Here is a 17,772-nt window from a genome sequence, read left to right as displayed (position 1 = left end):
GTGTGATCCTTCCGCGACGCAGGGTGAGCACATGCCAGATTTCCCCCGGCACAACCTTCCGGCCGCGCCCAACCGGTTCGTGGGCCGCGAGAGAGACCTCGACGACCTGCACGGCCTGTTCGGGGAGACCCGCGTGGTGACGCTGTGCGGGGTCGGCGGCATCGGCAAGACCCGGCTGGCCCTGGTGGTGGCCGACGGGCTGCTGCCCGCCTTCCCCGATGGTGTCTGGCTGGTCGAGCTGGCCAGGTTCAGCCGTCCGGAGCTGGTCGAGCAGGAGATCGCCCGGGTGCTCGGCGTACGCGAGGAGACGGGCCGCCCGCTCCTCGACACCATGACCGCCAGGCTGCGCGACCAGCGCTGCCTGCTGCTGCTGGACAACTGCGAGCACCTGGTCGACAGGTGCGCCGAGGTGGCCGCGGCGCTGGTGGCGGCCTGCCCGGCGTTGCGCGTGCTGGCCACCAGCCGTGAGCCGTTGCGCATCGCCAGCGAGCTGATCTGGCGGGTGCCGCCGCTCGACCTGCCCGACCAGGCCACCCCGGAGGCCGAGTCGGTGCAACTGTTCATGGACCGCGCGGTGGCCGCGGGCACCCGGCTGGGCCCCGAGAGCCTGTCCGACGTGGTGCGCCTGTGCCGGGCGCTCGACGGGCTGCCGCTGGCGATCGAGCTGGCCGCGGCCCGTACGAGCCTGCTCAGCCCCGGCCAGATCGCCGACCGCATCGACGACCGGTTCTCCCTGCTCACCACCGGCGGGCGTACGGCTCCGGCCCGGCAGCGCACGCTGCTGGCGGCCGTCGAGTGGAGCTTCGACCTGCTCTCGGTCAAGGAGCAGGTGCTGCTGCGCCGGTTGTCGGTGTTCGCCGGAGACTTCGATCTCGACCTGGCCGAGCAGATCTGCGCCGAGCGGCCCATCGCGGCCGGCGAGATCGTCGATCTGCTCGGCGGCCTGGTCGACAAGTCCCTCGTGCTGTGCGACGAGAGCCGCAGGCGCTACTGGCTGCTGGAGACCATCAAGCGCTTCGCGGTCGAGCGCCTCGACCAGGCCGGCGAGCGCGAGGTGCTGCGCCAGCGCCACCTCGACGTGCTGTGCGAGCTGCAGCAGCGCCACTTCGAACGGGAGATATTCGAGCAGGGCGTGCCGTGGCCCAAGCGGCTGGAGGCCGTGATCGCGAGCCGCGACCTGATCGACGACCAGCGGGTGGCGCTCGACTGGGCCGCCGAGTCCGGCAACATCGCCCAGGGCCTGCGGCTGTGCCAGACCAGCACAGGGCTGCTGCCCCTGGGCGGCAACCTGACGGAGATCGTCGGCTGGGTCGAGCTGCTGCTCTCGCTCGACACCGACGGCGTGCCCGCCGAGCAGATCGCGCACGGGCGGGCGTACCTCGCCTACGGGCTCGAGGCGCGAGACGAGCTGGGCCGCTCGCTGGAGGTGGCCGGGCAGAGCCTGGACGGCATGGCGCCCGACAACATCTTCCCGCGCTGCGTCATGCACAGCCTCATGGTCGTGGTGCTGCTGCGCATCGGCCGCTCCGACGAGGCGCTGCACCACGCGGAGGAGGGGCTGGCCCTCGCCCTGCGCTCCGGCGACACCTGGAACCAGGCGGCGGGGCTGGCCGGGCTGTCGGCGGTGGCCCTGACGCGTGGCCGGCTGCGCGAGGCCCAGCGCCACGGCGAGGACGCGCTCGCCCGCGCGCGTGAGCACGGCCACCGCTGGATCATGGCCAGGACCGCCGCCCAGCTCGGTGCGGTGGCCGAGGCCCGCGGCGACCTGGTGACCGCCAAGGCTCAATACGAGATGGCCGTGCCCTGGCTGAGCGAGCTGGGCGGCGAGCTGGAGCTGGCGCGCTGCCTGGCCAGGATCGGCCGGGTGGCGGCGATGCTGCACGAGTTCGGCGTCGCGCGTGAGCGGCTGGCCGCCAGCCTCGCGCTGGGCAGGGAGACCGGGCAGCGCCAGGGCGTGGCCCGGTGCCTGGTGGGGCTGTCGGTGCTGGCCGAGTACGAAGGCGACCTGGAGGGGGCCGTGCTGGCCGCGGCGGCGGCGGCCACGCTGCGCCAGGCGATCGGCCAGCATTCGGCCACGACCAGGATCGAGGAGCTGCTCGGCCGGGCCCGTACGAAGCTGGGCGACGGGCGTACGACGTCGCTGTGGTCGCGCGGCCGGGCGATGAGCCCCGACGACGCCGCCCGCCACGTCCTGGAGGGCGAGCGGCCCGCGCAGCGGGCGCCGGTCGCGGCCGAGCGTGTCAAGCACTCGCTGCTGACCACCCGCGAGCTGGAGATCGCCGGCCTGCTCACCCGCGGCCTGTCCAACCGGGCCATCGCGGAGGAACTGGTGATCAGCCCTGCGACGGTGGCCCGGCATATCGCCAACATCATGGAGAAGCTTGGATATACCTCACGGGCGCAGATCGCGGTCTGGGCCGCCGAGCACCCGAGCCCGTCCTCGTAGCGGGGGCGCGCGCTTCTGCATAGGGATCTGCATATTCCGCCCCATGTGTGCACGAGACGCCCTCCATACCGTGGGCGACATGGATGAGCGGATCGTGATGGTGGATTCGGGCACGGGCCTGAAGCTCACCGAGGAGCAACTGGACGAGAGGTCCGCGGTCGCGACCGTCCAGTTGCGGCGAAGAGGAGTGCGCGCTGGCGACACCGTGCTCATCTGCCTGCCCGTCGGCCCCGACCTGCTGGTGGCGACCGACGCGGTGATCGCCGCGGGCGGTGTCGTGTGGCCCCTGCCCGCCGACCTGGACACCCCGACACTGCACGACCGCATCAAGGAGAGCTGCGCCCGCGTGATGGTCTCCAATCTCCCGCAGGCCCTGGAGGCGGCCGACGAGACCCGGGTGCGGATCATCATGAGCGTCGCCGACCTGACCGACTCACACCCGTCCCCGACCGGCTGCTGACTTCGCAGGCAAAGCGATCCCGCGGGACGGCGCGGCGAGGGAGACTTGACGGCGAAGGAGTTTCTCCCAAGATCACCTGGGCCGCGACATGACCGTGCACGTCCCGCACAATCTGCCCGTTGAGCCCAACCCCTTCGTCGGGCGTGCGCGTGACCTCTCCGAGCTGGGCTCCCTCGTCCGCGACGAACGCGTGATCACGCTGAGCGGCGTGGGCGGCATCGGCAAGTCCAGGCTGTCGTTGCGCGTGGCGGCGCAGGCGTCCGCCCGGTTCGCCGACGGCGTGTGGCTGGTGGAGCCGGCCCGCGTCGGCGATCCCGCGCTGATGCCGTCCGTACCGGCGGCGGGCCCCCGGCAGGGCGGCCTGACGACCAGGGAACGCGAGATCGCCGCGCTGCTGACCCGAGGGCTGAGCAACCGGGCCATCGGGGTGGAGCTGGTCATCAGCCCGGCCACGGTGGCCAGGCACGTCGCCAACATCATGGACAAGCTGGGCTTCGACACCCGCTCGCAGATCGCGGTGTGGGCGGCCGAGCACGGCCGGGAGACCGGGCGGTCATAAGCTCGGGTCCATGCCCATCGCACCCCATTTCCCCGTCATGCTGAGAACCGAGGACGGGGTCCGCATCGACGCCGCGCACACCCCGCCGGCCCGCGTGGACGCCCGTACGGGGCCCAGTGGGGAGGCGCGGGTGGAGGCGCGGGTGGAGGTCCGGGCTGGGGCGCGGGCGGACGTGGGCATCGTCGTGGCGCACGGCTTCACCGGCTCCTGGCGGGAGCGCACCGCGCGCCGCATCGCGCACGTGCTGAGCGGCTACGGCGGTGTGGTGGCCTTCGACTTCCGCGGCCACGGCCGCTCCGGCGGCGAGACCACGGTGGGCGACCTGGAGATCCTCGACCTGGAGGCGGCGGTACGGCACGCCAGGATGGTCGGCTACGCCAAGATCGCGGTCGTGGGCTTCTCCATGGGGGCGGCGGTGGCCGTGCGCCACGCCGGGCTGATCGGCGGGGTCGACGCCGTGGTGGCGGTGAGCGGCCCGGCCCGCTGGTACTACCGGGGCACCAGGCCGATGCGGCAGGTGCACTGGGCCATCGAGCGGCCGTTCGGCCGGTTGGCGGCCAGGATGGCCAAGCGTACGAGGATCGCGCGGGGCCGGTGGGACCCGATCCCGGTGCCGCCGCACGAGGCCGCCGGGCTCGTCGCGCCGACGCCGCTGCTGATCGTGCACGGCGACGCGGACGCCTTCTTTCCGCTCGACCACGCCAACCAGCTCTACGCCGGTGCGCGGGAGCCGAAGGAGCTGTGGATCGAGCCCGGATTCGGGCACGCGGAGTCGGCGGCGACGCCTGAACTGGTCCGCAGAATCGGCAAATGGATCTCTTCGAACTTTTCCTAGCGTAAAGACGTCTACCTAGGGCGGATGTATGAAATCCGCCGGGAGAAAGTCCCTGGGGAAGGAAACCGTCTTTGCGGTGGCCGTGGGACATACTGCTGTAGTAACCAGGCGGTTGCCCAGCGTCGCGGGGGCGCGCTGGGTGGCACATCCTGCGTTGACGGGGCCCCGCGGCACGTGCCGCGGGCCCCACGGTCGTCAAGCCCCGCCGTCCTCGGCGGGTCCGGCTTCGGCAGGGTCGGTTTCGGCGGGGTCGGTTTCGGAGGGGTCGGCTTCGCTCAGCCGAGCCGGGCGATCGTCTTGTACTCCAGATAGCCGTTGAGGCCCTCGGGGCCCAGCTCGCGGCCGATGCCGCTGGCCTTGTAGCCGCCGAAGGGGGCGTTGGTCTCCAGCATGAAGCAGTTCACCCCGTACGTCCCCGTACGCACCTTGCGGGCCACCTCCATGCCGTGCTCGGCGTCGGCCGTCCAGACCGTGCCCGCCAGGCCGTAGTCGCTGTCGTTGGCGATGCGTACGGCGTCGGCCTCGTCCTCGTACGGGATCACCGCCAGCACCGGGCCGAAGATCTCCTCGCGGGCGATGCGCATGTCGTTGCCGACCCCCGCGAAGACCGTGGGCGCCACGTACCAGCCCTTGTCGTACGGCCGCTCCAGGCCGCCCACGACGACCTTGGCGCCCTCCTCCATGCCGATCCTGATGTACCCCTCCACCCGCTCCTGCTGCCGCTGGGCCACCAGCGGGCCGATGCCGGTCGCCGGGTCGGCCGGGTCGCCGACGGGCTGGGAGCCGGCCATGTTCGCGATCGCGTCCACGACCTCGTCGTAGCGCCGCCGTGAGGCCAGGATGCGGGTCTGCGCCACGCACGCCTGCCCGTTGTTCATGAGGGTGGCCATGGACAGGAAGCCCATGCTCGCGGCCAGGTCGGCGTCGTCCAGGATGATCGCGGCCGACTTGCCGCCCAGCTCCAGGCTGACCCGCTTGAGCTGCTCGCCGCAGATGGCCGCGATGCGCCGCCCGGCCGCCGTCGAGCCGGTGAAGGCCACCTTGTCCACGTCCTTGTGCGAGACGAGGTGCTCGCCCGCCTCGCGGCCGGCGGCCACGATGTTGAGCACGCCCGCCGGCAGGCCGGCCTCGTGCGCCCACTCGGCCAGCAGGTACGCGTCCAGCGGCGTCTCCGGCGCCGGCTTGAGCACGATCGCGCAGCCGGCCAGCAGCGCCGGGGCGAGCTTGGTCATGGTCACGAACTGCGGCACGTTCCACGGCACCACGGCCGCCACCACGCCCACCGGCTCCCTGCGGACGGTGACCGGGCCGAACAGCCCGGGCCGCTCGTCCTCCTGCACGAACGTCCTGCCCAGTTCGGCGTAGTACCGCAGCATGCCGAGCGGCTGCGGCGCCTGCGCGAGGTTGGAGAACGTGATCGGCGAGCCCATCTCCTCGGTGATGAGCCCGGCCATCTCGCCCTGCCGCTCGTTGTAGATCGCGGCCAGCCGGCCGATCACCTCGGCCCGCTCGGCGAACGTCATGTGCGGCCAGGGCCCGTGGTCGAAGGCCGCACGGGCGGCGGCGACCGCGCGCTCCATGTCCTCGGCCGTGCCGTCGGGCACCCGGCCGACGACCTCCTCGGTGTGCGGGGAGATGACCTCTATCGTGCCGGTTCCCGCCGGGGCCACCCATTCGCCCCCGATGAACAGCTTGTCGTGCTGGCGCATGTCGCGAGCCTCCTGCTTGACCGAATGCTTGCTTGTTGCCGGTACGCCTCAAGGCGACCGAACCATGTTCTGTCCGGACACGCAAGAGGGGTGCGACGCGTGTCGCACCCCTCACCGGCGTCAGCGCGCCGGGCCTCTCACCGGCGTCAGCGCGGATCGCCGAGCAGGTGCCGCATGGAACGCTTGACCAGGTCAGTACGCGCCGCCTGGTCGCTCACGCTCTCCACGCCGAACCCGAGGTAGACCGTGTCCTCGGTGACGATGCCGCCGCCCTCCTCGAACACCTGGTCCGTCCTGAACCAGTTGTTGATCGACGGCGAGGAGCCCTCGGGCGCCGCCGCGGCGGCCCAGCCGCCCAGGTCGGTCTCGAACGAGGTCGTCCCGGCAGCGGCGCCGTCCAGGGTGACGGTGGCGTCGTCGAGGAAGACGCCCGCGCCCTGGGTGCTCCAGTCGCTGACGTACGAGATCGACAGCTCCACCTGCTTGCCCGCGTACGGCGTCAGGTCGACCTTCCACTGCTGCCAGCCGTTCGAGTTGCCGGAGGCCGCGTGCCACGCGCCCGACGTGCCGGTCGGCTCGCAGTCCGCCCCCTGGTAGCGCTGGGTGAACGGGTGGATCGTGCGCCAGCCGCCGCTGTTCTCGGCCAGGCAACTGGCGCCGGTGTCCTGGGTGGTGTGCCCGTTGACGTCCGGCAGGGTGGTCCAGTCGTCGCCGCCCGCCGTACGCGCCTCGACCGTCAGGAAGTCCCAGGCGGCCTCGGTGTCGTACGAGGTCCAGAACGACAGGTCGCCGCTGGACTTGCCGGTCAGGTCGACGGTCTTGGTCAGCCGCTTCCAGGAGACGTCGGAGATGCCGCTGTAGACGTCCCAGGAGCCGGTGTGCGGGTCGAACGGGCCGCCGGGCCGCGCCCACTTCACCTGCGCCGAGCTGGCGAAGCGCGGGAACCGGTCGGCGGGCAGGATGGCCGAGGTGGCCACGAACGAGTTGGTGTGGCCGGGCTCGATCGTGGCGCCGAAGCCGTCGAACGCGCCGCCGTTGCCCCGCAGCCCGAACGGCTGCCCGGTGGAGTGGTCGGTGCCGGCGTCGTCGAAGAAGACGTACGCGCCCAGGTAGTACTGCTGGAAGTCGTTGAACACGGGGATGCAGGGCGGGTCGTCGGGCACCGTGCACTCGGGGTTCTCTGGCTGGTCGGGCTCGAAGTAGTAGGAGCCGTTGACGTTGGCCGCGTACGACGGGTATTTACCGGCGTGCAGCAGCTTGCCGCCCTCGTTCAGGTAGTCGCGCACGGCCAGCTCGGTGTCCACGCCGCTCTTGGACGTGGTGCCCGCCACCTGGCCGGGCGACCGGGGGATGATGTCGTCGCCGGTCTCCCAGACCACCGCCTTGTAGTGGCTGAGCACGCCCAGCGGGTGCGGGGCCGTGCGGCCCATCTTGTCCACGTCGTACACGTCGGAGCTGTAGCCGGCGGCCTGGAGGGCGGCGGCGTACTCGTCGGCGTACTTGGCCTCGGTGACGCCCTGTGCGGGGCTCAGGCCGGTGACGTCCTCGGCGGCCAGGACCAGCACCTTGCCGCCGATGTCCGAGGCGACCGTGTAGGTGAAGTCGGCGCTCTTTTTGCCGATCGAGCCGAACCACACCTGCACCCGGTCGCCCGGCCGGGTTCCGGTGATCTTGCCGCGCAGCCGGTGGTAGTAACGGTCGTAGCCCTTGCCGTAGCGCTCGCCGCCCTTCCACTCGCTGGTCGGGACGGTCTTCGTCCGGCCGCCGTTGACCTTGTAGCTCAGGAGGACCGGGCCCAGCTTGCGCTTGGCGTTGACCTGGACGACCTGGTCCCTGCCGTGGCTGGTCTCGAACGGGTCGAGCACGAAGTCGGGCGTCTTGTTGCCCAGGTGGCCGACCCGCTCGACCGGGTTGACGGCCGACTTCGCGACGTCGAGCGCGAAGGGCAGGTTCTTCTCGAACTCGGCCTGCACCAGGGCCTCGTCGTCGGGGAAGACGAAACCGCAGCCGTCGCAGCCCTCGTTCAGCTCGGGGGTCCAGGAGAGGGTCCCGTACCGGTTGTGCGCGTGGTCGTTGGTGTCGCCGTTGGTGGTGTACAGCTCGGCGCCGAGGTCGGGGTCGAAGCCGGGGACGGCGGGTTCGGCGTCGTCGCCGGTGAGCGCCTCGTAGATCGGGTTGTCGGCGGTCTCCGTGGCGATCTGGAAGCCGCTCGGGTAGAGCAGCAGCGGGCCGTAGGAGTGGTAGTTGAGCTGCATCTCGAAGCCGACGCGCCTGAGCAGGCCGTCCATGGCCCGCGTCTCGGGCTCGCTGGCCGGGCCGGTGCCGCGGTAGGTCTCGCTGCTGGGGATGCTCGACGAGCCTTCCTCGTCGTAGTGGAAGTTCGTGGGGAAGTTCCGGTTCGGGTCGACGCCGTCGCCGCGGGTGATCCGGCCGTCGCCGTCGTTGTCACGCAGGTTCTTGCGCCACAGGCGGTTGCCCTCGGTGAAGGTGAAGTCGTACCCGTCGGGGTTGGCCACCGGTACGAACCACAGCTCGGTCCTGTTGAGCAGGTCCCTGAGCGCGCCCTTGTTCGCGACCACGTGCTTCAGCAGCCGCATGTCCACCTCGGTGGCGATCCACTCGCGGGCGTGCTGGGTGGCGGAGAACAGGGTGGCGGGCTTGAGGCCGTCGGGCAGCAGCCGGGCGCCCGTGCTGACCTTGACGGCGAGGATGTCCTGGCCCTTCAGCGACTTGCCGATCGACTGGAGCTCGACGACGTCCTTGTTGGCCTTCGCGATCGCCCTGAGCTGGTCGGCGATGCCGCCGGGCTCGGAGTAGGACTTGTAGACGGTGTACCCGCCGGCCGCCTGGGCCTTGGCCGCTTCGAGCTGGGTCTGGCCCTGTGGGTTGCGTACGGGCTGCGGCTTGTGGCCGAGCTTGTCGAGGACGTCGAGATCTGCCTGCGCGGCGGTCAGCTCGATGTGCTCCTTGCCGCCCTCGGTCTGGTGCCGGACGACGTCGAAGCCCTTCTCTCTGAGCGCCTGCGCGGTGCCCGCAGGGCTTTCCAACTGGTACAGCTCGATGCGGTCGCGGGCCGGCAGCGGATCCACGGACGCCCCGGCGGCGGTGGCCACCAGGGACGTGCCTAAGCCGAGTACGACGGCCGCGGCGAGGGTTAATGATCGAGACACGGTCTGCCCCTTCGCAGAGACGGAATCGATCGCCATCCCAGACCTTTGGAGCGATCTAGACAAGACCCAACTTTCCTCCTGTCCTAAGTTGGACAAACCCCTCAAAGTCTCTCCAAAGGTGCGCCAGTTCGGGCGTTCAGGTGACAGGGATCAAGATCATCTTCTATAGTTTCGGTCCGACTGTGAGGGGAGGGGGCGGGCGTGAGAATCTGGCGGTTCGCCGGTCTTGTCGCCGTCCTCGCCGCGCTGCTCGCACTGCCCGCCCCGTCTCCGGCGGCGGCCGATCCCAGCCCGGCCGAGCTGCGCAAACTCACCAAGCAGGCGGCCAAGCTCGAAGAGCTCTACCGGGGCCAGATCCAGAGCCTGGAGGACATCAAGCTCCAGGCGAAGAAGGCCACCGACACCTCCGGCGCCCTGGAGGCGCAGCTCAAGGCCGCCCAGGCCGAGGTGAGCCGCATCGTCCAGACCTCCTACATGGTGGGCCCGCTCGACAACATGCAGCTCTTCGCGCCGAAGACCGACCCGTACAAGCTGCTGGGCCAGGCCGCCAGCATGACCTTCATGGCCGACGAGCGGACCAAGCGCGTCGAGAACATCCAGAAGCTGATCGACAAGTCCAAAGAGGCCAAGCTCAACGCCAACGACAAGATCGAGAAGTTGCGCAAAGAGATCAAGGACATGCTGGCCAAGCGCAAGGACATCGAGAAGCTGCTCGCCAAGTACGGCTTCCAGCAGCCCGGCGGCGCCGAGGGCCTGACCCCCCGCATGATCTCGGTACGCGCGGAGATCATGGCGAACTTCCCCATGAAGTACGGCGTCGGCTGCCTGCGCCCCGGCGACCCCGGCGAGCACGGCAAGGGCCGGGCCTGCGACTTCATGATGTCCAGCGGCGGCACCATGGCCGGGGGCGGCGACGGGGCCAACGGCGACGCGCTGGCCGCCTGGCTGATCAAGAACGGCGCCCGGATCGGCGTCATGTACATCATCTGGAAGCAGCGCTACTACGACATCCGGTCAGGCGGCGGCTGGGACCCGATGTCCGACCGGGGCGGCGTGACCGCCAACCACTACGACCACGTCCACGTGTCGGTGTTCTGACCCGTGTCCTGACCCGTGTGCTGACCCGTGTGCTGACCCGTGTTCTGGCCGGCCTTCTGGGCCTCCAAGAAGCGCCGGTACCAGTGGTAGGAGCGCTTCGGGGTGCGGCGCTGGGTGGCGAAGTCCACGTGCACCAGGCCGAAGCGCTGGTGGTAGCCCTCGGCCCACTCGAAGTTGTCCAGCAGCGACCAGACGAAGTAGCCGCGTACGTCCACGCCCTCGGCCATGGCCTGCCGCATGGCGGCGATGTGCCGGTCGAGGAAGGCGATGCGGGCCTCGTCCGCGATCGTGCCGTCCGGCTCCTGGACGTCCGGCTGGGAGCAGCCGTTCTCGGTGATCAGGATCGGGGGCAGGGCGGCGCCGTAGCGGGCCTTGAGGCCCGTCAGCAGCTCGCGCAGGCCGTCGGGGACGACCGGCCAGCCGAAGGCCGTGGTGGGGTGGCCGGTGATGCCCGCGTCGGTGAAGGGGAGGCCCTCGTCGGTCGGGGCGGCGATGCGGGTGGGGTTGTAGTAGTTGATCCCCAGGGCGTCGATCGGGGTGGCGATGGTCTCCAGGTCGCCGTCCCTGACGAAGTCGAGGGAGCCGGTGTGCCCGGTGTACGCGGACAGGTCCGGATATCCGGCGAGCAGCACGGGGTCGTTGAAGAGGCGGTTGTGCAGCACGTCGTACGCGTCGGCGGCCCGCAGGTCGGCCTCCTCGCCCGAGGCGGGCCGGACGGGCGTGCAGTTGTTCGTGAGCGCCACCTGGCGGGCTCCGGCCGCCCTCAGCGCCTGCACGGCGCGGCCGTGGCCGAGCAACTGGTGGTGGGCGGCCGGCAGCGCGTCCGTCATGAGGAGGCGGCCGGGCGCGTGCAGGCCCATGGCGTAGCCGTAGGCCATGTGGACGAACGGCTCGTTCAGGGTGATCCAGAGCGGTACGCGGTCGGCCAGGCGGGCGGCGACCGTGGCGGCGTAGTCGGCGAACAGCTCGGCGACGTCGCGGCTCATCCAGCCGCCGCGCTCCTCCAGCGCCTGCGGCAGGTCCCAGTGGAACAACGTCGGCACCGGCCGCACCCCGGCCGCCAGCAGCGCGTCCACCAGCCGGTCGTAGAAGTCCAGGCCCGGCCGGTTCACCTCGCCCGCGCCCAGCGGCAGCACGCGCGGCCAGGAGATCGAGAAGCGGTAGGCGTTCACGCCCAGGCCGGCCATGAGCGCGACGTCCTCGCGCCAGCGGTGGTAGTGGTCGCAGGCCACGTCGCCGGTGTGCCCGTCCCTGGTGCGGCCGGGCTCGTGGGCGAAGGTGTCCCAGATGGAGACGCCTCTGCCGGCCTCGTCCGTGGCTCCCTCGATCTGATAGGCGGCCGTGGCCGTACCCCAGAGGAACATGCGGCCTCCACTGCTATGCGAGTAAGGCTCATGTTAACCGAGGTCAAAGTCTCTGACTTGATCTCCTGGAAGTACGCAAGGATGGGGTCATGACCAGTACCTTGCGCCGCCGCCCCGCCCAGCGCCGGAGCGTCGAGCGGGTTGAGCGGATGCTCGACGAGTGCGCGCTCCTGCTCGACGAGGTCGGCTACGAGGCGCTGACCACCAAGGAGGTCGCGCGCCGGGCCGGGGTGCCGATCGGCACGTTCTACCAGTTCTTCCACGACAAGCAGGGGCTGGTGCGGGCGCTGGCGCGGCGCAACCTCGAGGCGTTCCTGCAGCGGATCACCGCCCGCATTCCCGCCGCCGACCTGGAGCACTGGACCGACCTGGTCGACCTGGCCATCGACGAGTTCGTGGGCATGAAGCGCAGCACGCCCGGGTTCGCCGTGGTGGACTTCGGCGAGGTGCTGACCACCCCCGACGGCCCGGCGGTCGGGGGCAGCAGGTGGTCGCTCGACGACGCGCAGGAGAACAACGTCGTGGTGGCCGAGCGCCTGCGCGCCGTGTCGCTGGAGCTCCTCGACGCCCCCGCCGGGCCAGGGCTCGACCGGGCCCTGCTGGTGGCGGTCGAGGCCACGGACGCGGTGCTCAAGCTGGCCTTCCGGGCCGACCCGGCGGGCGATCCCGCGCTCATCGCCGAGTGCAAGCAGCTCGTCCACCGCTACCTGGCCGACCACCTGCCCTGAGCGCCTGCCCTGAGTGCCTGTGCTGAGTGCCTGTGCCGGGCGGCTTCGCTCAGCGGGCGGCGTCCAGGCGGGCGCGCAGCTCGGTGTCCAGCTTGAGGTCCGCCGCGCCGATGGCCTCGTCGAGCTGCTCCATCCTCGTGACCCCCACGATGGGTACGATGCCGCCGGACATGAGCCAGGCCAGCACCACCTGGTTCGGGGTGGCCCCCAGCTCGTCCGCGACCTCGTGCAGCAAGGCCAGGCGGCGCTCGGTGCCCGGGTGGTCGTAGATCTCGGGGATGGGCCGGTCGGTCCGCGTGTACGCCCCGTACATCAGCGTGTTGTACGCCCACAACGTGACGTCGGGCTCGGCGGCCAGGTAGTCGAGGTGGTCGTCCGTGACCAGCCGGTGTCCCGACTCGGCGGGCCGGGTGTCCGGGCGCGGGCGCAGATACGTGTGCCGGAGCTGCAGATACGTGTACGGCATCCACCCGCGCGCCGCCGAGACGTTCCTGGCCCGCTCCAGCCGCCAGGCGGGCAGGTTGCTGGCCCCGACGGCACGGACCTTGCCCGCCCGCGCCAGCTCGTCGAACGCCCCCAGCGTCTCCTCAAGGGGGACCGCGCGGTCCTCGATGTGCGACCAATAGACGTCGAGATAGTCGGTCCCCAGCCGCCGGAGGCTGCCCTCGGCGGCCCTGGCGACGACGGCGGCCGACAGACCCTCCGCCGAGTCCAACGTGGTGTCACCGGGCACGGTGGGCCGCGCGCCGGCCTTCGTGCTGATGAAGACCTCGTCCCGGTTGCCGCGGGCGGCCAGCCACGCGCCGATGGCCAGCTCGCTCTCGTCGCCCGAGCGGCCCTCCACCCAGAACGGGTAGTTGTTGGCCGTGTCGAGCATGGTGCCGCCGGCCTCCGCGAACCGGTCGAGCAGGGCGAAGGTCTCCCGCGTGCCGACGGCGGTGCCGAACGGGATCGTGCCGAGTGCGATGTTCATGGGCAGACTGTGCGACCTGGAGCGCACTCCATGTCAAACGGTTGACCTGGAGTGGGGTCCAGGTGGGATCCTGAGGGGCGTGAGCGTGTACACACCTTCGGAGGTCGTCGAGGAGACCGGCTTCAGCCTCGACACCCTGCGTTACTACGAGAAGATCGGCCTGCTGGAGCGCATCGGCCGAAACTCGGCCGGCCAGCGCAGGTTCAGCGAGGCCGACGTCGGCTGGCTCGGCATGGTGCGCTGCCTGCGCGAGACGGGCATGCCGATCGCCACGATGCTGCGCTTCGCCGAGCTCGTACGCGCGGGAGACCACACGATCTCCGACCGCATCAAGCTCCTGGAGGAGCACGACCGGCAGGTCCAGGCCCAGATCGCGAACCTCACCGAGCGCCAGAGCTACATCCACCACAAGATTTCCTACTACCGCAACTTCCTCTAGCCGGGTCTTTGCGGCGAGGTTGTTAGACCTCGATGCATGGCCGGTTCGAGGGCGAGGTGGATCGACGTCCCGCTGTACCGCGTCGCGATCGTGTGCGCGGCGATGCTGTTCGCCCTGCTGGGGCACATCACGCTCATCCAGACCTTCGGCTCCGGGTCGCTCAACGCCGACCGCCGCAACGAGCGCCCGCTGATCGCCAGGTACGACCACCCGCGCGGCGACATCCTCACCTACGACGGCACGTCCGTCGCCACCAGCCTGCCGACCGGCACGGGCCCCTACCGCTACCGGCGCGTCTACGCGCACGGCGAGCCGTACGCGGCCGTCACCGGGCACATGTCGCTGTATCGTTCGACGGGCGTGGAGCGGGCGCTGGAGGCCGTACTGTCCGGCGAGGACGCCAAGGTCAAGGTCAGGTCGCTGGTCAGGGACGGCGCCGTCGAGGGGGCCGACGTCCGGCTGACCGTGCGCGACCGGGTGCAGCAGGCGGCCTACCAGGGCCTCAGGTCCACCGGGGTCCCGGGGGCGGCCGTGGCCATCGACCCGGCGACCGGGGCGATCCTGGCGCTGGCCACCTACCCGGCGTACGACCCCAACGCCCTGGCCACCCTCGACCCGGCCCGGCTGGAGGCGGCGGCCGCGCGGTTGCTCAGTGATCCCGCGAAGCCGCTGCTCAACCGGGCGCTGAACCGGCTCTATCCGCCGGGGTCGACGTTCAAGCTGGTCACCACGGCGGCGGCGCTGACGTCGGGCGAGTACACCCCGTCGGCCCTGGTGGACGCGCCCGCCCGGCTGCGGCTCCCCGGTACGTCGTCGTACGTGCGCGACGGGGAGTGCGGGACGGCGCGCCCTACGCTCGCGTACGCCTTCCACCTGTCCTGCGAGACCGCGTTCGCCGGGATCGGGCTGCAGCTCGGGCCGGACCTGCTGAGGGACCAGGCGGAGGCGTTCGGCTTCAATGCGCCGGAGCTGCGGGTCCCGCTGCCCGCGACGTCGAGCCGGTACCCGGTGGCCAGGGACCGCGCCCAGGCGGCGCTGGCGGCCATCGGGCACCAGGACAACCGGGCGACGCCGCTGATGGTGGCCATGCTGTCGGCGGCGGTGGCCAACGACGGGGTGTTGATGCGGCCGTACCTGGTGGAGGAGGTGCGGCTGCCGGACGGGTCGGTCATCAACCGGTCCGCTCCCGCGCGCTATCGCACCGCCGTACGGCCGGGGCCGGCCAGGTATCTGGCGGCGATGATGACGGTGGCGACGGAGGCCGAGGGCTCGGGGGCGGCGATCCCCGGCGTCCGCGTGGCCGTGAAGACGGCCACCTCGTCCCCGGCCGTCCCAGGGGCCGGGCAGAACGCGCTGATCACGGCGTTCGCGCCGGCGCAGGCGCCCGAGGTGGCGGTGGGGGTGGTGCTGGAGCGCCCGGGTGACCGCGCGGACGCGGTCACCGCGATCGCCCGCGCGGTCATCGAGGCGGCGCTGGCCTGAGCCCGCATCGGCGAGCACGGCGCGGGTCGCCGGGCCGTGGGCGGTGGGGCGCAGGTTGATTTTTGAGACTGGGCGCGAAGCGTAGTAGATGTCACACTCACAGTGATGCTGCGATTCGCCGACTTCAGCAACCTGCCGGCCGAGCCGAACGCGTTCGTGGGCCGGGAGTCAGACCTCGACGAGCTCGTCCACCTGATGTCCGTCTCACGTGCCGTGACCTTGTGCGGGGCGGGCGGCATCGGCAAGACCCGGCTGGCGCTGCGGCTGGCCGCGCGGCTGATGCCCGGCCATCCCGGCGGCGTGTGCCTGGTCGAGCTGGCCGACCTGGAGAAGGGCGAGCTGAGGGGACACGTCGCCGCCGCGCTGGGCATCGCGGGAGACCTGGTCGAGACGATCGGCGAGCGGCGGCTGCTCCTGCTGCTCGACAACTGCGAGCCGGTCGTGGGGGAGTGCGCCGAGCTGTGCCGCGACCTGCTGGGCGCCTGCCCGGGGGTGCGGGTGCTGGCCACCAGCCGCGAGCCGCTGCGCGTGCCGGGGGAGACGGTCTGGCGGGTGCCGCCGCTGTCGGTCGGTGGGCAGGAGAGCGAGGCGGTCCGCCTGTTCGTGGCCAGGGCGGGCGCCGCCGTGCCCGGGTTCGAGCTGACCGACGAGACGGGGCCGCTGGTCGCCGACCTGTGCCAGGCGCTCGACGGGCTGCCGCTGGCCGTCGAGCTGGCCGCGGCCATGGTCAGGGTCCTGTCCGTGGGGCAGCTCGTGGAGCGGCTCGACGACCGGTTCCGGCTGCTGGCGGGCGGCGCGCGTACGGCTCCGGCCCGGCACCGCACCCTGAGGGCCGCCGTCGACTGGAGCTACCGGCTGCTCACCCCGCAGGAGCGGCTGCTGCTGCGCCGTACGGCCACCTTCCGCTCGTCCTGGACGCTCGACCTGGTCGAGTCGGTGTGCTCCGGCCCCGGGCTGGCCGAGGAGGAGGTGCTGCCCCGGCTCTGCGACCTGGTGGACAAGTCGCTGATCGTGCTCGACGGGGAGATCGCCGGGCAGGCCCGCTACCGGCTGCTGGAGACCGTCCGCGAATACGCGCTGGAACAACTCGTCGCCTCGGGCGAGGAGGCCGAGCTGCGGCGGCGGCACCTGACGGCGCTGGCCGGGCTGGCGCACCGGTTCAAGGCAGGGCTGGCTCCGGGGGTGCGCACGTCGTGGCCCGTGATCGAGCGTCACGTCAACATCTTCGACGGGCTGAAGGCCGAGGTGAGCGCCGCCTGCGAGTGGTCGGTCGCCATCGGCGTGCCGGAGGCCGCGCTCGCCCTGCTCACCGACATCCGCTTCCTGCTGATCGGCAGCGGGCGCAAGCTCGACATGGCCGAGCGGCTCGACCGGCTGCTCGCCCTCGACGCGCCGCAGGTGCCGCGGGCGCTGCGCGGGCAGGCCACGATCCTGCGGGGCGAGCTGGCCCTGGCCGCCGGTGACTTCGAACCGGCCCTGCGGCACGTACGCGCCGGGCTCGAGCTGTGCGCCACGGCCGACGACGTGCACGGGGAGGCCATGGGCACCATCGTGCTGGCCCAGCTCACCGGCGAGCTGCAGGCGCTGAACCGCGCGCTGGAGACGGCCAGGAGCTCGGGCGACCTCATCCTCGAGTCGCTGGCGCAGGGCACGAGGGCGCGTTACGGCCTGCACCAGGGCCGCCTGAACGAGGCGCGGCGGGCCTTCCAGGAGGTGCTGTCGATCAGCGAGGAGCTGGACAACCACTACGGCCAGACCTTCGGCCACATCGGCCTGGCCCAGGTCGCCCGGCGTACGGGCGATCCGGCCGCCGCCAGGCGGCACTACGAGTCGGGGCTGCGCCTGCTGCGTCACGTGGACGCCCGCCAGCACATCGTGAGCTGCCTGGCCGGGCTCGGCCGGCTGGCGCTCGACCGGGGCGACCTGACCGAGGCCAGGGCCAGGCTCACCGAGGCGCTGGTGCTCAGCCGCGACGCGGGGCTGCGGGCGGGCATCGCCAGGAGGCTGGAGGCGTGGGCGGGCCTGGTCGCCGCCGAAGGCGACCACCGGCGGGCGGTCCTGCTGGTGGCGGCCTCGGTGGCGCTGGGCGGGCGGCAGCCGGACGCGCGTACCGAGCACGTGCTGCGGCCCGCCCGCGACCACCTGGGCGAGGCCGCCGTCGGGGTGCTGTGGGCGGAGGGCGGCCGCCTGACCATCGACCAGGCGGTGGCCTGCGCCCTCGACGGCGACCTGCCCGAGCCGCCGCACGCGCCGGTCGTGCCGGTCAGCCGTGACAGCAAGCTCACCACCAGGGAACAGGAGATCGCCGAGCTGGTCGCCCGAGGACTCAGCAACCGGGCGATAGCCGACGAACTGGTCATCAGTCCGGCCACCGTGGCCCGTCACGTGGCCAACATCCTGTCCAAGCTGGGCTTCGCCACGCGTACACAGATTGCCGCATGGGTGATAGGCGGCCGCTGAACGGCGTACCTCTCTACACATCTTGTAGCCCTGCCGCTTACATCGTCGA

The 17,772-nt window shown here is 71.5% G+C and carries 13 protein-coding genes; 9 read left to right on the top strand and 4 right to left on the bottom strand.

From position 1 onward, the window contains the following. The first annotated feature begins 31 nt into the window (after positions 1 to 31). The 4 genes from ABD844_RS23290 (at position 32) to ABD844_RS23275 (ending at position 4,300) form a co-directional block, all read left to right on the top strand. Positions 32 to 2,446 (top strand): LuxR C-terminal-related transcriptional regulator, encoded by a 2,415-nt coding sequence (locus ABD844_RS23290; RefSeq protein ID WP_344881586.1) that lies wholly within the window; start codon positions 32 to 34, stop codon positions 2,444 to 2,446. Between the two features lie 79 nt (positions 2,447 to 2,525). Continuing rightward, positions 2,526 to 2,906 (top strand): AMP-binding protein, encoded by a 381-nt coding sequence (locus ABD844_RS23285; RefSeq protein ID WP_344881583.1) that lies wholly within the window; start codon positions 2,526 to 2,528, stop codon positions 2,904 to 2,906. An 88-nt stretch (positions 2,907 to 2,994) separates the two neighbouring features. Beyond that, complete coding sequence (locus tag ABD844_RS23280; RefSeq protein ID WP_344881580.1) at positions 2,995 to 3,465, top strand: helix-turn-helix transcriptional regulator; 471 nt, start codon at positions 2,995 to 2,997, stop codon at positions 3,463 to 3,465. A gap of 10 nt (positions 3,466 to 3,475) precedes the next feature. Further along, a complete protein-coding gene (locus tag ABD844_RS23275; RefSeq protein WP_344881577.1) occupies positions 3,476 to 4,300 on the top strand; it encodes an alpha/beta hydrolase in 825 nt (274 codons plus the stop codon). A gap of 275 nt (positions 4,301 to 4,575) precedes the next feature. Here ABD844_RS23275 and ABD844_RS23270 read toward each other — a convergent pair whose 3' ends face one another. Next, positions 4,576 to 6,009, bottom strand: coding sequence for an aldehyde dehydrogenase (locus ABD844_RS23270; RefSeq protein WP_344881574.1), 1,434 nt, complete (start codon positions 6,007 to 6,009; stop codon positions 4,576 to 4,578). 146 nt (positions 6,010 to 6,155) lie between these two features. Next, on the bottom strand, positions 6,156 to 9,179 hold the full coding sequence (locus tag ABD844_RS23265) for a M14 family metallopeptidase (RefSeq protein WP_344881571.1): 3,024 nt from the start codon (positions 9,177 to 9,179) through the stop codon (positions 6,156 to 6,158). A 201-nt stretch (positions 9,180 to 9,380) separates the two neighbouring features. Between ABD844_RS23265 and ABD844_RS23260 the strand changes: the two genes are divergently transcribed. Beyond that, entirely contained in the window at positions 9,381 to 10,277 is an 897-nt protein-coding gene (locus tag ABD844_RS23260) for a coiled-coil domain-containing protein (RefSeq protein ID WP_344881569.1), read from the top strand. On the opposite strand, the gene ABD844_RS23255 is transcribed toward ABD844_RS23260, so the two are convergent. Continuing rightward, a complete protein-coding gene (locus ABD844_RS23255; RefSeq protein ID WP_344881567.1) occupies positions 10,247 to 11,641 on the bottom strand; it encodes a GH1 family beta-glucosidase in 1,395 nt (464 codons plus the stop codon). The genes ABD844_RS23260 and ABD844_RS23255 overlap by 31 nt on opposite strands. 89 nt (positions 11,642 to 11,730) lie before the next feature. On the opposite strand from ABD844_RS23255, the gene ABD844_RS23250 reads away from it, so the two are divergent. After that, complete coding sequence (locus tag ABD844_RS23250; protein WP_344881564.1) at positions 11,731 to 12,369, top strand: TetR/AcrR family transcriptional regulator; 639 nt, start codon at positions 11,731 to 11,733, stop codon at positions 12,367 to 12,369. A gap of 49 nt (positions 12,370 to 12,418) precedes the next feature. Here the strand turns inward: ABD844_RS23250 and ABD844_RS23245 are convergent, their stop codons facing one another. Further along, positions 12,419 to 13,342 carry an aldo/keto reductase gene (locus tag ABD844_RS23245; protein WP_344881561.1) on the bottom strand — a complete coding sequence of 308 codons (924 nt, stop codon included), beginning with the start codon at positions 13,340 to 13,342 and terminating at the stop codon, positions 12,419 to 12,421. Between the two features lie 79 nt (positions 13,343 to 13,421). On the opposite strand from ABD844_RS23245, the gene ABD844_RS23240 reads away from it, so the two are divergent. The 3 genes from ABD844_RS23240 to ABD844_RS23230 all read left to right on the top strand — a co-directional run bounded on the left by ABD844_RS23240 (position 13,422) and on the right by ABD844_RS23230 (position 17,723). Beyond that, a complete protein-coding gene (locus ABD844_RS23240; protein WP_344881558.1) occupies positions 13,422 to 13,781 on the top strand; it encodes a MerR family transcriptional regulator in 360 nt (119 codons plus the stop codon). Between the two features lie 36 nt (positions 13,782 to 13,817). Beyond that, positions 13,818 to 15,263: a penicillin-binding transpeptidase domain-containing protein gene (locus tag ABD844_RS23235; RefSeq protein ID WP_344881555.1), complete on the top strand. Its 1,446-nt coding sequence runs from the start codon at positions 13,818 to 13,820 to the stop codon at positions 15,261 to 15,263. Between the two features lie 105 nt (positions 15,264 to 15,368). Beyond that, positions 15,369 to 17,723: an ATP-binding protein gene (locus ABD844_RS23230; RefSeq protein WP_344881552.1), complete on the top strand. Its 2,355-nt coding sequence runs from the start codon at positions 15,369 to 15,371 to the stop codon at positions 17,721 to 17,723. The last annotated feature ends 49 nt before the right edge of the window (positions 17,724 to 17,772 follow it).

The organism is Nonomuraea antimicrobica (assembly GCF_039536965.1).
Classification (GTDB): domain Bacteria; phylum Actinomycetota; class Actinomycetes; order Streptosporangiales; family Streptosporangiaceae; genus Nonomuraea; species Nonomuraea antimicrobica.
This window is presented reverse-complemented; position numbering and strand designations above follow the sequence as displayed.